Source organism: Streptomyces sp. SM10, from assembly GCF_002910915.1.
Lineage (GTDB): Bacteria > Actinomycetota > Actinomycetes > Streptomycetales > Streptomycetaceae > Streptomyces.
This window is the reverse complement of the sequence record NZ_NEUF01000154.1, coordinates 1-13,765: the sequence shown is the minus strand read 5'-3', so window position 1 is coordinate 13,765 and position 13,765 is coordinate 1. Positions and strand designations below refer to the sequence as shown.

General features: G+C 72.2%; 11 protein-coding genes. All 11 read left to right on the top strand.

Features of this window, described 5'->3' with window-relative positions; all coding sequences use genetic code 11:
• Positions 1-73: 73 nt before the first annotated feature.
• Positions 74-3,973: a DNA-directed RNA polymerase subunit beta' gene (locus tag B9S57_RS24435; protein WP_103517758.1), complete on the top strand. Its 3,900-nt coding sequence runs from the start codon at positions 74-76 to the stop codon at positions 3,971-3,973.
• 210 nt (positions 3,974-4,183) lie between these two features.
• Entirely contained in the window at positions 4,184-4,357 is a 174-nt protein-coding gene (locus B9S57_RS34600) for a hypothetical protein (protein ID WP_018550653.1), read from the top strand.
• A gap of 76 nt (positions 4,358-4,433) precedes the next feature.
• The gene (locus tag B9S57_RS24430) at positions 4,434-5,300 is read left to right on the top strand and encodes a JmjC domain-containing protein (RefSeq protein WP_103517757.1); all 867 of its coding nucleotides are present in this window, start codon (positions 4,434-4,436) and stop codon (positions 5,298-5,300) included.
• Positions 5,300-6,226 (top strand): JmjC domain-containing protein, encoded by a 927-nt coding sequence (locus tag B9S57_RS24425; RefSeq protein WP_103517756.1) that lies wholly within the window; start codon positions 5,300-5,302, stop codon positions 6,224-6,226. The genes B9S57_RS24430 and B9S57_RS24425 overlap by 1 nt, the downstream gene beginning before the upstream one ends.
• A gap of 20 nt (positions 6,227-6,246) precedes the next feature.
• Positions 6,247-7,404, top strand: coding sequence for a YcaO-like family protein (locus B9S57_RS24420; RefSeq protein WP_103517755.1), 1,158 nt, complete (start codon positions 6,247-6,249; stop codon positions 7,402-7,404).
• Complete coding sequence (locus B9S57_RS24415) at positions 7,401-8,669, top strand: TfuA-like protein (protein ID WP_103517754.1); 1,269 nt, start codon at positions 7,401-7,403, stop codon at positions 8,667-8,669. Before B9S57_RS24420 ends, B9S57_RS24415 begins: the two co-directional genes overlap by 4 nt.
• A complete protein-coding gene (locus B9S57_RS36280) occupies positions 8,669-10,660 on the top strand; it encodes a S9 family peptidase (protein ID WP_103517753.1) in 1,992 nt (663 codons plus the stop codon). Before B9S57_RS24415 ends, B9S57_RS36280 begins: the two co-directional genes overlap by 1 nt.
• Positions 10,657-11,610: an aminoglycoside N(3)-acetyltransferase gene (locus B9S57_RS24405; RefSeq protein WP_181011453.1), complete on the top strand. Its 954-nt coding sequence runs from the start codon at positions 10,657-10,659 to the stop codon at positions 11,608-11,610. The genes B9S57_RS36280 and B9S57_RS24405 overlap by 4 nt, the downstream gene beginning before the upstream one ends.
• Entirely contained in the window at positions 11,607-12,131 is a 525-nt protein-coding gene (locus B9S57_RS24400; RefSeq protein WP_103517751.1) for a GNAT family N-acetyltransferase, read from the top strand. Before B9S57_RS24405 ends, B9S57_RS24400 begins: the two co-directional genes overlap by 4 nt.
• The gene (locus B9S57_RS24395) at positions 12,128-13,432 is read left to right on the top strand and encodes a pitrilysin family protein (protein ID WP_103517750.1); all 1,305 of its coding nucleotides are present in this window, start codon (positions 12,128-12,130) and stop codon (positions 13,430-13,432) included. The genes B9S57_RS24400 and B9S57_RS24395 overlap by 4 nt, the downstream gene beginning before the upstream one ends.
• A partial coding sequence (locus B9S57_RS24390; protein WP_146057802.1) for a hypothetical protein occupies positions 13,429-13,765 on the top strand: 337 nt, incomplete at its 3' end. The genes B9S57_RS24395 and B9S57_RS24390, both read left to right, overlap by 4 nt.

Below are 13,765 nucleotides of genomic sequence, written 5' to 3'. Positions count from 1 at the left end.
CCATTGCTGAAGTGCCCCGATTTCTCGCGTGAAGCGAGGGGGCTCGAACCCCCGAAAGAGGGATTGACGACAAGTGCTCGACGTCAACTTCTTCGACGAGCTGCGGATCGGCCTTGCCACCGCGGACGACATCCGGACCTGGTCCCACGGCGAAGTGAAGAAGCCTGAGACCATCAACTACCGCACGCTCAAGCCCGAGAAGGACGGACTCTTCTGCGAGAAGATCTTCGGTCCGACCCGGGACTGGGAGTGCTACTGCGGCAAGTACAAGCGTGTCCGCTTCAAGGGCATCATCTGTGAGCGCTGTGGCGTCGAGGTCACGCGCGCCAAGGTGCGCCGTGAGCGCATGGGCCACATCGAGCTTGCCGCTCCCGTCACCCACATCTGGTACTTCAAGGGCGTCCCGTCGCGCCTGGGCTACCTGCTGGACCTCGCGCCGAAGGACCTCGAGAAGGTCATCTACTTCGCCGCGTACATGATCACGTTCGTCGACGAGGAGCGCCGCACCCGCGACCTCCCGTCGCTGGAGGCGCACGTCTCCGTCGAGCGCCAGCAGGTCGAGAACCGTCGCGACTCGGACCTCGAGAACCGCGCCAAGAAGCTCGAGACCGACCTGGCCGAGCTCGAGGCCGAGGGTGCCAAGGCCGACGTGCGCCGCAAGGTGCGCGAAGGTGCCGAGCGTGAGATGAAGCAGCTGCGCGACCGTGCGCAGCGTGAGATCGACCGTCTCGACGAGGTGTGGAGCCGCTTCAAGAACCTCAAGGTCCAGGACCTCGAGGGCGACGAGCTGCTCTACCGCGAGCTGCGTGACCGTTTCGGCACGTACTTCGACGGCTGCATGGGCGCCGCCGCGCTGCAGAAGCGCCTGGAGTCCTTCGACCTCGACGAGGAGGCCGAGCGCCTCCGCGAGATCATCCGCACCGGCAAGGGCCAGAAGAAGACCCGTGCGCTCAAGCGCCTCAAGGTCGTCTCCGCGTTCCTGCAGACCAGCAACAAGCCCAAGGGCATGGTGCTCGACTGCGTGCCGGTCATCCCGCCGGACCTGCGTCCGATGGTGCAGCTGGACGGTGGCCGCTTCGCGACCTCCGACCTGAACGACCTGTACCGCCGTGTGATCAACCGCAACAACCGCCTGAAGCGCCTTCTCGACCTCGGTGCCCCCGAGATCATCGTGAACAACGAGAAGCGCATGCTCCAGGAGGCCGTGGACGCCCTCTTCGACAACGGTCGTCGTGGTCGCCCGGTCACCGGTCCCGGTAACCGTCCCCTGAAGTCCCTCAGCGACATGCTGAAGGGCAAGCAGGGTCGTTTCCGTCAGAACCTCCTCGGCAAGCGCGTGGACTACTCCGCGCGTTCCGTGATCGTCGTCGGTCCGCAGCTCAAGCTGCACCAGTGCGGTCTGCCGAAGGCGATGGCTCTGGAGCTCTTCAAGCCGTTCGTGATGAAGCGCCTGGTGGACCTGAACCACGCGCAGAACATCAAGTCGGCCAAGCGCATGGTCGAGCGTGGCCGCACCGTCGTGTACGACGTCCTCGAAGAGGTCATCGCCGAGCACCCGGTGCTGCTGAACCGTGCGCCCACCCTGCACCGCCTCGGCATCCAGGCCTTCGAGCCGCAGTTGGTCGAGGGCAAGGCCATCCAGATCCACCCGCTCGTCTGCACCGCGTTCAACGCGGACTTCGACGGTGACCAGATGGCCGTGCACCTGCCGCTCTCCGCGGAGGCGCAGGCCGAGGCCCGCATCCTGATGCTGTCCTCGAACAACATCCTGAAGCCGGCCGACGGCCGCCCCGTCACGATGCCGACCCAGGACATGGTGCTGGGCCTCTTCTTCCTCACCACGGACGAAGAGGGCCGCAACGTCAAGGGCACGGACCGTGCGTTCGGCTCCACGGCCGAGGCAACCATGGCCTTCGACGCCCGCGAGCTCTCGCTCCAGGCGAAGGTCGACATCCGCTTCCCGGTCGGCACCATGCCGCCGCGTGGCTGGGTGCCGCCGGTCGCCGAGGAGGGCGAGCCCGAGTACCAGCCGGGTGACACCTTCCGTCTGCGTACGAGCCTGGGCCGCGCGCTCTTCAACGAGCTGCTGCCCGAGGACTACCCGTTCGTCGACTACTCGGTGGGCAAGAAGCAGCTCTCCGAGATCGTCAACGACCTGGCCGAGCGCTACCCCAAGGTCATCGTGGCGGCGACGCTCGACAACCTGAAGGCGGCCGGTTTCCACTGGGCGACCCGTTCCGGTGTGACCGTGGCCATCTCCGACGTCGTCGTCCCCGAGGCCAAGAAGGCCATCGTCAGGGGTTACGAGGAGCAGGACGAGAAGGTCCAGAAGCAGTACGAGCGCGGTCTCATCACCAAGGACGAGCGCACGCAGGAGCTCATCGCGATCTGGACCAAGGCGACCAACGAGGTTGCCGAGGCGATGAACGCGAACTTCCCGAAGACGAACCCCATCTTCATGATGGTCGACTCGGGTGCCCGAGGAAACATGATGCAGATGCGTCAGATCGCGGGTATGCGTGGTCTGGTGTCGAACGCCAAGAACGAGACGATTCCCCGTCCCATCAAGGCGTCCTTCCGTGAGGGCCTCACCGTTCTGGAGTACTTCATCTCCACGCACGGTGCCCGTAAGGGTCTGGCGGACACCGCCCTGCGTACCGCCGACTCGGGTTACCTGACCCGTCGTCTGGTGGACGTCTCGCAGGACGTCATCATCCGCGAGGAGGACTGCGGCACCGACCGCGGCCTCAAGCTGAAGATCGCGGTCAAGGGTGCCGACGGTGTCCTGCGCAAGACGGACGACGTCGAGACCTCGGTGTACGCCCGCATGCTCGCCGAGGACGTCGTCATCGACGGCAAGGTCATCGCGCCTGCCAACGTCGACCTCGGTGACGTCCTGATCGACGCCCTCGTGGGCGCCGGCGTCGAGGAGGTCAAGACCCGCTCGGTCCTGACCTGTGAGTCCGCGGTCGGCACCTGTGCCTTCTGCTACGGACGCTCGCTCGCCACCGGCAAGCTGGTCGACATCGGTGAGGCGGTCGGCATCATCGCCGCCCAGTCCATCGGTGAGCCCGGTACCCAGCTGACGATGCGTACCTTCCACACCGGTGGTGTGGCCGGTGACGACATCACGCAGGGTCTGCCCCGTGTCGTCGAGCTCTTCGAGGCGCGTACCCCCAAGGGTGTCGCCCCGATCTCGGAGGCCAAGGGCCGGGTCCGCATCGAGGAGACCGAGAAGACCAAGAAGCTCGTCGTCACCCCGGACGACGGCAGCGAGGAGACGGCGTTCCCGATCTCCAAGCGTTCCCGTCTCCTGGTCGGCGAGGGCGACCCGGTCGAGGTGGGCCAGAAGCTCACCGTCGGTGCCACCAACCCGCACGACGTGCTGCGGATCCTCGGTCAGCGCGCGGTCCAGGTCCACCTGGTCGGCGAGGTCCAGAAGGTCTACAACTCGCAGGGTGTGTCGATCCACGACAAGCACATCGAGATCATCATCCGGCAGATGCTGCGCCGTGTGACGATCATCGAGTCCGGCGACGCGGAGCTGCTGCCGGGCGAGCTCGTCGAGCGTTCGAAGTTCGAGACCGAGAACCGTCGTGTGGTCACCGAGGGCGGTCACCCCGCCTCCGGCCGTCCGCAGCTGATGGGTATCACCAAGGCCTCGCTCGCCACCGAGTCGTGGCTGTCGGCGGCGTCCTTCCAGGAGACGACCAGGGTTCTGACCGACGCGGCGATCAACGCCAAGTCGGACTCCCTGATCGGCCTCAAGGAGAACGTCATCATCGGTAAGCTCATCCCGGCCGGTACGGGTCTGTCCCGCTACCGCAACATCCGGGTCGAGCCGACCGAGGAAGCCAAGGCCGCGATGTACTCGGCCGTCGGCTACGACGACATCGACTACTCGCCGTTCGGCACGGGCTCCGGCCAGGCCGTCCCGCTGGAGGACTACGACTACGGTCCGTACAACCAGTAGGCGAGTCGTTCGACCGACCGGAGGGCGGTCACCCCGTTACGCACGGGGTGGCCGCCCTTCGGCGTACCCGGACTCCGAAGTCCGGAACCAATCCCTCCGAAAATTCTGTGAGCTGCGGCTTTAGAGCGGCCTAAGAGGTCCCCTTAGCGCGGTGTGCGGTCATTGCTCCGTCGCCACTGATCGGCAGTGGTCTACACGGAGGTTGCTGATATGGCACTGCGTGACGTTCTGCAGTCCCTGAACGACACCGAGCTCGTCGCGAACCCGGCGGAGTCCCGCCTGGCCGGCGAGGGCGTCATCGACCCGGAGCGTGCGTCGGTCCTGCACCACGACGAGTCCCAGGACGCTCCGATGATGGTCATGAGCCAGATCAACGAGGCCTGACGGCTCCGCGGTCGAACGGGGCCCGGGGGTGTTCTGCGCCCCCGGGCCCCACCGAGCAGAGGGATTGGAAGATCGCATGAGCACAGCCAATGTCCTGTCCGCCTCGTTGCGGGAGGAGCTCCTGGGAGAGGCGACGTGGGGCCTCTCGCACCGCATCGTGAGGAACGCCGTCGACCCGTCGCTGCTGCTGTCCTCGGCAGACATCGAGGCCCGACTGGACGCCAGCCTGCTCAAGTGGCCCTACTTCACCCTGCTCAAGAGCGGCGAAGCGCCGGCGCCCTCGTCGTACACCACGGTCCGTGACGTCATCGGCCACAAGGTGGGCGGTTTCCCGGACGCCCCCGCGATCCGCAGGCACATGGCGGCGGGCGCCAGCCTGAAGCTGAACCAGGTCGCCGACTGGCACCGCCCCACCCGGGATCTGGCCCGCAGTCTGGAGCAGCAGACCGACTGCGCGGCGAACTCCTACATCTTCTGGACCCCGGAGGCGCAGCAGGGCATGCTGCCGCACCGGGACGCGGCCCATGTGCTGGCGATCCAGGTGGAGGGCCGCAAGGAGTGGCACCTGCACGCCTCGCCCGACCAGATCGGCGCGCGGGCCGGGCTGGACGTCGACAGCTCCGCCCCCACCCACGTGTTCACCATGGAGCCCGGCGACGTGCTGTACCTGCCGCACGGCTGGCCGCATGACGCGGTCGCCCTGGACGGGGGTTCGATGCACCTGACCTTCACCCTGACCGGGCCCACGCCCGAGGACCTGGTGGACGCGGTGCTCCAGCGCTTCCTGCAGGACCAGGAAGACCTCGTCCACCACTTCCACACGCGTCCGCTGGACGCGCGCACCGCCGAGGTACGGGCGGCGCTCGCCCGTACGGCCGGCGACCTGGACGGCCGCGTCTGGACGCGCACCGCACTGGACTCCATGCGAAAGGCGATCAGCTGATGACGACGACGGCACCGGTCCCCGCCCCGCGGACCGAGGAGGCCCCCGCCGGGACCCCCACCCTGCTGGAGCACCTGGTCGGCGACACCGACGCCTTCTTCCGGGACCACTGGGCCAACCAGCCCGTGGTGCTGCGCGCCCCGCACGACCTCACCGGCCTGATCACCGAGCGGGAGATGTGGGACGAGGTCGAGTGCGGGATGCTCTCGCGGCCGTACTTCACCGCCTTCAACGAGGGCGTCCGCACCGCGATCAGCGACATGACCACCAAGCGGAGCGTGGTGGGGCACGAACTGCCGGGCTACGTCCGCGAGGAGCAGATCCGCAGCGACTTCGAGGCGGGCGGGACGTTCAAGTTCAACCAGGCCGAGCACTGGCACCCCCGGATCCGGGCGCTGGTCAAGGGCATGGAGCCGCACTTCAGCGGCGGCCTGGAGTCCTTCGTCTTCCTCAGCCCGCCCGGCAAGACGGCGATGCAGGCGCACTACGACGGCGCGCACGTCTTCGTCCTCCAGATCGCCGGGGTCAAGGACTGGACGTTCGGCCGGATCCACCCCGGATCCACCAGCGACTCCGTGCTGCACGAGGGCGTGATCGCCGACGACCAGCGGATCGAGACCACGCTGCGCCCCGGCGACGTGCTCTACATGCCGCACGGCACCCCGCACTGCGCGACGGCGCGGGAGGGCAACTCGATCCACATCGCGATCACCGTCGAGGAGCCCACAGCGGAGAACCTCGCCAGTGTCTTCCTGGCGTCCTTCATGGGCAGTGAAGCCTTCGCCGAGATCGAGCGCGACCACCACACCCGGAGCCTCGACGAGCGAGTCGAGACGGTCCGCAAGGCACTGCTGGGCCATCTCGCGGAGGCCGACGAGCGGCGCGTGCGCGACGCGGCGGTGAAGCTGCGCAGGGAACACAGGTGAGCCCTGCGCACGCTCCCTGGATGACCGGCGGGGCACCGCCGGTCACCACCCGCGGGACGCTGCGCGGCGTCGAACCGGAGGAGACGTGGGCGCGGCTCGCCCCCCTGCTCCCCGGGCGCGGGGTGACGCGGGTCGCCGATCTCACCGACCTCGACGTGCTCGGGGTCCCGGTGTGGTCGGCGATCCGGCCGGCGGCGGCGACCCTGGTGGCGAGCGCGGGCAAGGGCCTCACGCACTGCGCCGCGCGTATCTCCGCGGTCGTGGAGTCACTGGAGGTGGCGGCGGCGGAGGAGGTACGCCCGTCGGTCGTCCACCGCGGCCCGGCGACCGGGGTCGATCCCGGCTACGGCGTACGCGAAATGTCCCTGCACCCGGTCTCGTTGGCGGACGACCGGACGGCGCTGGAGTGGACCGAGGGCTGGGATCTGGTGTCCGGCCGGGCGGCCCCGGTGCCGGCGGCTGCCGTCGGCCTGCGCGGCTGGGCGGCGGACGGCTGGCAGCCGCCGCTGTTCGTGACCACCACCAACGGGCTGGCGGGCGGCAACGACCACGTGGAGGCGGCCCTGCACGGGCTGCTGGAACTGGTCGAGCGCGACTCCCTCGCCCGGCTCGCACCGGGCGGCGCGGTCCGGGTGGACCCGGACGGGCTGGGGGACCGGCTCGGCCCGGTGGTGGAGCGGGTGCGGGCGACCGGCGCCGAGATCGTGCTGGAGCGGATCGAGTCCGTACCTGGCACGTGGACGTACACCTGCTGGCTGATCCAGCCGGAGATGTGGCAGGTCTTCGGCGGCTCCGGCTGCCACACCGTGGCCGCCATCGCGGCCGAACGGGCCCTGATGGAGGCGGTGCAGAGCCGTGGCTCCACCATCAGCGGCGCCCGCGACGACATCCCCGACTGGACCTTCCGCCGGTCCGGGCCCGCCACCCGGCCACCGCTGAGACCGACCGGTGAACCGGAGGCGCTGCCGCTCGACGAACCGCCCCCGCGGCCGCTGGACGAGGTCCTGGACGGCGTGGTGGAGGCGGTCCGAGCGACCACCGGCAGGCCCGTGCTCGCCGTGGACCTGACCCCGCCGGAGGCGCCCTGGCCACCCGTGGTCCAGGTCTTCGCCCCCGGCCTCGGCCTGACCCTGGAGCATCCGCGCCCGCAGGAACTCACGAGCAGGAGTTTTGTGTGACGTCCCGCCGCTTCGCGTTCGTGGGCCCGACGCTGCCCCCGTCCGAACGCCCCGACCACGGGTGCACCTATCTGCCGCCGGTCCGGCACGGCGACCTGTACGCGCTCGACGCGCGCCCCGGAGACCGGATCCTGATCGTGGACGGCGTCTACCAGCACTTCGCCCCGATCAGGCACAAGGAGATCCTGGCCCAGCTCGCCCGCGGGGTGCACGTCACCGGCGCTGCCAGCCTGGGCGCGCTCCGCGCCGCGGAGCTGGACGGCTTCGGCATGCGGGGCATCGGCCACGTCTACGAGCAGGCGCGCGACGGGCGGCTCGTCGCGGACTCCGACGTCGCGCTGCTGCACGTGGACGACGGCGAGGAGGACGGTACGGCCGCGCGCGGGCTGACCCTGCCGCTGGTCGCGGTGCGGCACGCGGCGGGAACACTCCTGGCCGCCGGGAAGCTGGACGAGCGGGCCGCGGCGGAGGCCGAACGGGCGGCGGCGGCACTGCACTTCACCGAGCGTTCTCCCCGTGCGCTGCTGCACCGGGCGGGGGACGCACGCGAGGCGGTGGCGGCGGTGCTCGCCGAGATCGACGTCCACGGTGACGTGAAGAAGCAGGACGCCCTGCTCGCGCTGGCCGCCGGCGACGCCCCCGAGGCCGTCTCCGTCCCTGCGGCGTCCGTCTGGCGCAGCTCGTACGGCCGTGAGGGGGAGTTCGACCACCGGCCGCTGACGTCCGGCTCCCGCGTGACGGCCCGGATCGCGCTGGCCTGCCTGCAGTTGTTCGCGGCCGACTTCCCCGATCGGCACCTCGCCTACGCCCTGCGGCTGGCCGCCACCGGTCCCGGACCGGGTGCGGACGCCGGGCGGGTGCTGGCCGCCGCGGGCTTCCCGCCGGCCCCGCGCCCCGAAGCCCTGCTGGCCCGGTCGACGGCGGCCACCGTCGGCTGGACGGCGGACGAGCGGCTGCTGGCCCGCACCTTCCGGCTGCCGCCGGGCCGACTGGTCTACCACGACCTGCCGCCCGAGGCGTTGGCCGACGGTTCGACCGCAGAGGTCGAGCAGTGGTGCCTGCGCCTGCTGCCGCCGGCGGGCAGCCCGCCCGTGCCCACCGAGCGCTGCCACCGGGTGCTGCGCGACCTGTGGCAGGCGCGCGACGACCACGAGTACCGGCTGTGCGTCCTGGAGCGCGGGTTCCGGGACGGGACCGAGGCCGCCCGGCTGGCCCGGGTCTTCGATCTGGAACTGGTCGACCGCCTCGCCAGGACGGCGGCCTGATGAGCGCCCCCACCGCCGAGAGGGTCCCCGCCGGGGAGACCCCCTTCGGGACGGCCATGCGGTACGTGGAGGAACTGGTCCTCGAACCGCGGGCTGGACAGGTCGCCGCGTTCGGCGGCGACGAGGTGCTGCTCGGCGTCTCGGCGCCGGTCCCGGACAACGCACTGGTCCCCACCCTGGTCTGCTACGCGCGGGACGCCGCACGCGCCTGGCGCCCTGTGTGGACGATGCCGTACGCCGACGAGGCGGTCCGGGTGCCGGGCGGATTCGTGTGCGTACGGCGCCGGCAGGGACAGAGCGTCGTGCTGCGCCGTGCCGAAGGGCCGGAGCGGGTGCTGCACCACACCTCCGGGCGCGTGCTGGGCCTCGCCGACCGGCCCGGGACCGCCGACGTGGCCTGCGTCGTCGGCGTCGCCGACGCCTCCGCCCGCCATCCGCGCGGCCTGTTCGCCGGATCCGACGCGGTCTGGTCCGACGGTTCTGACCTCTCCCTCGGCGCCGCCCGCCGCCCCCTCGACGCCTGGCGCGTCCTGCTGCTGGCGACCGGCGTCGAGGAGGAGCCGCGCGAGGTGCCGATCGACGTGCCGGCGGGCCGGCAGCTCACCGGCGAAGTGGCCTGGGCCGGGTCCGGGACGCTGCTGCTCGGGATGTGCGCGCAGTCGCCCGGCGGGGTGCGCCGCTTCTCACTGCTCGCGGTCACCGTCGACGGGGTGGGGCCGCCGCACGGGCGTCCGCTCGATTTCGAGGGGCTGGACCTGTGCTATCCGGTCCAACACCCTCGCGCCCGCTCCGTCGCCTACCTGGGCACCACGGTCCCGTCCGGCGGCGAGCCGCCCGCGCAGATCGCCTGCGTGCTGGACGGCGACACGGGCGAGTTGCGGAGGCTGCCCGCGCCGGACGGTCTGTGGCAGCGGCCGGCCGGCTGGACCCGCTCCGGTCGGCTCGTCTGCACGGCCGAGGACGGTCCGCGCCGGTCCGTCCACGTGCACGACCCGGACGGCGGCGGCTGGACGTCCGTGCCGGTCCGGGGCTCCGTCCTCCACCTGCGGGTACAGGACGGGTCGGCGGCCGTGCTGGTCTCCGCGCCGGACGTGCCGCCGGCCCTCGACGTCGTGGACCTGCGCACGGGGGACGCCGAACGGGTGGAGACGACCCGGCTGCCGGCGCTGCCGGGCCGGGCGGCCCACCGCACCCAGCGGGTGAAGGACGTGGGCGGTCCGCTGGCGAGCTGGCTCTGTCTGCCCGACGACCGGCCGGCGCGGGGCACCGTGGTCTTCTTCCACGGCGGCCCCTTCAAGAGCTGGACGGAGTGGTCCTGGCGGTGGAACCCCTGGCCGTTCGTCGCGCACGGCTACGCGGTGGCCCTGGTCGAACCGCCCATGAGCCTCGGATACTCGGCCGCCGTCGGCGCGGGCTGGCGCGCCTGGCGAACCGGCATCGCCGCGGCCGCCGCCGAACAGGTCCGCATGCTCCGGGCCGAGGCCGGCCTGGAGGCCACCGACCTCGCCCTGATGGGAGGCAGCTTCGGCGGCTATCTGGCGCTGGCCACGGCGGCGGAACTGCGCCCCCGGCTGGTGGCGGCGCACGCCGCGCCGCTCGACTTCGTCCAGGTGGCCGCCGGCAGCGACGTCGGCTGGCAGTGGGTGCGCGAGTACGGCGACCTGATGGCGCGCGAGGCCGACTACCTCGCGCAGAGCCTTCCCCGCCGCCCGGTGCTTCCCGGCACCCGGGTGCTGCTCTCGCACGGCGTCCACGACGGACTGGTGCCGCCCACCGAGACCCTGCGCGCCCACCGGTCGCTGCTCAGCGAGGGCGCCCGCAGCGAGGTGGCGTTCTTCCCGACGGAGGCCCACCCGCTGAGCCGGCCGGGCAACATCCGCGCCTGGTACCGGTGGGCGCTGACCGCCTGCGCCGACGAGTTCCGGCCGCCCGGCGACGGGACGGACGCGCGGACGGACGCCGGGACCGACGCGGGGGAGGGCCGGTGGTGACCGGCCCGGGGCCGGCCCGCCCGGTCGTGACGCGCGGCGGTATCGCCCGGGGACTGCGGACCCTCGGCGTCGGTCCCGGAAGCGTGGTCCTGGTCCACACGTCGCTGCGCTCCTTCGGCTACGTGGCCGGCGGCGCGCAGACCGTCCACCTCGCCCTGCGGGACGCCCTCGGGCCGGACGGCACCCTCGTGGTGCCCGCCTTCACCCCGCAGCTCTGCCACCCCTCGACCTGGCTCCGCCGCGACCTGGCCCCGCACTCCGGCGTGGCCGCCGAGATGCCCGTGTACGACCCGCTGCGCACTCCGGTGGCGCGGACCGTCGGCGCGGTGCCGGACCTGGTGCGGTCGCTGCCGGGCGCCCTGCGGTCCTCGCACCCGCACGTGTCGTTCGCGGCCGAGGGGCCGCTCGCCGCCACCGTCGTCGGCAGCCATCCCGACGCCTGGCGGTTCTCCGCGCAGGGCCCGCTGGGCCGCCTGTGGGACCTCGACGCGACCGTCCTGATGCTGGGGACGGGGTGGGACCGCTGCACCGCCCTGCACCTCGCCGAGTACCAGGTCGCCTACCCGGGACGCAGAGCCGGCCGCTGGGCGCTGCCCCGCGCCGGGGCGGACGGCGCGACCGACTGGTATGACGTACCTGAACTCCTCGTCTGGGAGGGCGACTTCCCGGCGGTCGGGGCGGCGTACGAAGAGGCCGGCGGTCCGGTGCGCGCGGTGCGCGTCGGCGACGCGGTCTGCCGTGCGGTGCCGGTCCGGCCGCTGGTGCGCTTCGCGGCGCGCCGCATGCTCGCCCACCGCGACCTGCGGCGCGGGGTCGCGCCGCCCGGCTGGCGCGACGTCGTCGACGCGGACGGCCCCCTCCCCGTGCTGCTCGCGGACCGGGCCGACGAGGAGCGCGTGTACGAGGAGCGCGTGTACGAGGAAACACCCACCACCAGGAGCACCACGTGACCCATGAAGTCTGCCTCCGGCCCGTCACCGACGCCGACCTCGGCCTCTTCGAGCGGGAGTTCGCCACCGAGGAGGGGACCGGCCCCTACCAGTGGTTCGGCTTCACCCCGGCCGTCGGGCTGCGCCGCCGGCTCCCCGAGGACGGGCTGCTGGGCCCCGACGGAGGCATGCTGAGCGTGGCGGCCGACGGGGAGACGGCGGGACGGATCGAGTGGTTCCGCTCTTCCTGGGGACGGCCGGACACGTCGTCCTGCTGGACGGTGGGCATCGGGCTGTTCCCCTCGATGCGCGGGCGGGGCATCGGCACCGAGGCCCAGCGCCGGCTTCTGGCGTACCTCTTCGGCCACACGCGCGCCGAGCGCGTCCAGGCGTGGACCGACCACGCCAACATCGCCGAACAACGCGCCCTGGAAAAGTCCGGGTTCGTCCGTGAGGGCGTCCTGCGCCGGGCCCAGTGGCGGGCCGGCGCCTGGCACGACCAGGTGCTGTACGCCGCTCTGCGCGGGGAGGAGCCGCGATGACCGGACCGATACCCGGGCCCCTGCGGCTCGACAACGGGTTGCGGGTCCTGCTGGAGCCACTGCCCGGCACCCACGTCGTCGCGGTCTGCCTGCACGTGGGCACCGGCTTCCGCAACGAGCCGGTCGCGGGCGCCGCGCACCTCCTCGAACACGTCCTGGTCCAGGGCGCGTCCAGCAGCCGCCCGCTGACCGACGCAGTTCTCGCGATGGGCGGCACCATGAACGCGCGGACGGCCGCCGACTACACCCAGTTCACCTCGGTGCTGCCTGCGGACGGGCTGGAGATCGGGCTGCGCATCGAGCACGACCGGCTGGCCGATCCCGACCTGTCCGCGGCCCACGTCGCCGCGCAGAAGGACGTGGTGCTGGCCGAGATCCGCCGCAACATCCTCCAGCGGCCGCACGGCGGGCTGGTCCTGTTCGACCTGCCGGACCTGCTGCACGACTCGTGGGAGAACCGGCACAACGGTTACGGTGACGCCGAGGCGCTGGGCGGGCTGGACCCCGACACGCTCAGTGCCTTCTTCGACCGCTCGTACGCCCCGGAGAACGTCCATCTGGTGCTGGCCGGCGACTTCGACCCGGACCGGGCGCGGGAGCTCGTCGCCCGGACGCTGGGCACGCTGCCCGCCCGGCCCACCTGGCGCCGGGCCCCCGTCGAGGAGGGGCCGTCGACCGCTCCGCGGCGTCGGGAACGCGCCGACCGGGTGGCCCCGGCGGGCCGTACCGTCTGCGGCTTCCGCAGCCCCTCCCCCTCGGCCGACCCTTCGGGCCACCTGGCGACGGTGCTGCTCAGCGAACTCGTGGAGACACAAGGGGACCGCTGCGACTGCCACACCCCCGCCGACCGCACCTGGGGGGAGTTCCGGGCCCGGGTGAGCCGCACCGGCAACCCCTTCGACGTCGCCCACGACACCCTGTTCTCCGTCGACTTCCCGCACCCGGCGGACGCCTCGCCCGACGAGGCGGAGGCGTGCCTGCGCCGGCTGCTCGGCCGCATCGCCGACGGACGGGCCGAGGTCGCGGAGCCGCTCGCCGTCATCCGCCGGCAGACCGCGCTGCACCTGCACGCGGAACTGGACTCCGTGACCAGCCGTGCCTCCTGGCTCGCCGTCGGCGCGGCCGTCCACGGCGACCCGCACCACCTGGCCGGGCTGCCCGGCGCGCTGCGCGCGGTGCCTGACGAGGACGTGGCCCGGTGGGCGGGCCGTTACGCGAACGGTCCGGGCGCCCGGATCACCAGCCTTCCCGTCCCGGCCGGCCTGCCCGCCGGCCCGGTGCCGTCAGGAGCCGCCCGATGAACGCACCCGCCCCGCCGGTCCTGCCCGAACCGCACTTCGCGCCGCCGGAGCATCTGGACGAGGCCGGCCCGCGCGGCACGGCGGTCGCCGTCGCCCGGCCGGGGACCGGTGGGCTCGCGGAGGCCCGCCTGCTGCTTCCGCTCGCACCGGCCCCCTCGGCACACACCACCCGCACGAAGGTCGCGGCCGAGGTGGTCGGGGCCGCGCTCGAAGAGGCCGCGGGGGCGCTGGCGGTGATCCGGACCGAGGCGCGCGGTGACCGGCTGGTGATCGCGCTGCGCACCTTCCGGGACGATCTGGCCGAGGTCTGCGGCCGGGTCGCCGACACCCTCG

Coding starts and splice junctions, on each gene's coding strand:
- B9S57_RS34600 (WP_018550653.1), top strand. CDS start 4,184: ATGGCACTGCGTGACGTTCTGCAGTCCCTGAACGACACCGAGCTCGTC.
- B9S57_RS24430 (WP_103517757.1), top strand. CDS start 4,434: ATGAGCACAGCCAATGTCCTGTCCGCCTCGTTGCGGGAGGAGCTCCTG.
- B9S57_RS24425 (WP_103517756.1), top strand. CDS start 5,300: ATGACGACGACGGCACCGGTCCCCGCCCCGCGGACCGAGGAGGCCCCC.
- B9S57_RS24420 (WP_103517755.1), top strand. CDS start 6,247: ATGACCGGCGGGGCACCGCCGGTCACCACCCGCGGGACGCTGCGCGGC.
- B9S57_RS36280 (WP_103517753.1), top strand. CDS start 8,669: ATGAGCGCCCCCACCGCCGAGAGGGTCCCCGCCGGGGAGACCCCCTTC.
- B9S57_RS24395 (WP_103517750.1), top strand. CDS start 12,128: ATGACCGGACCGATACCCGGGCCCCTGCGGCTCGACAACGGGTTGCGG.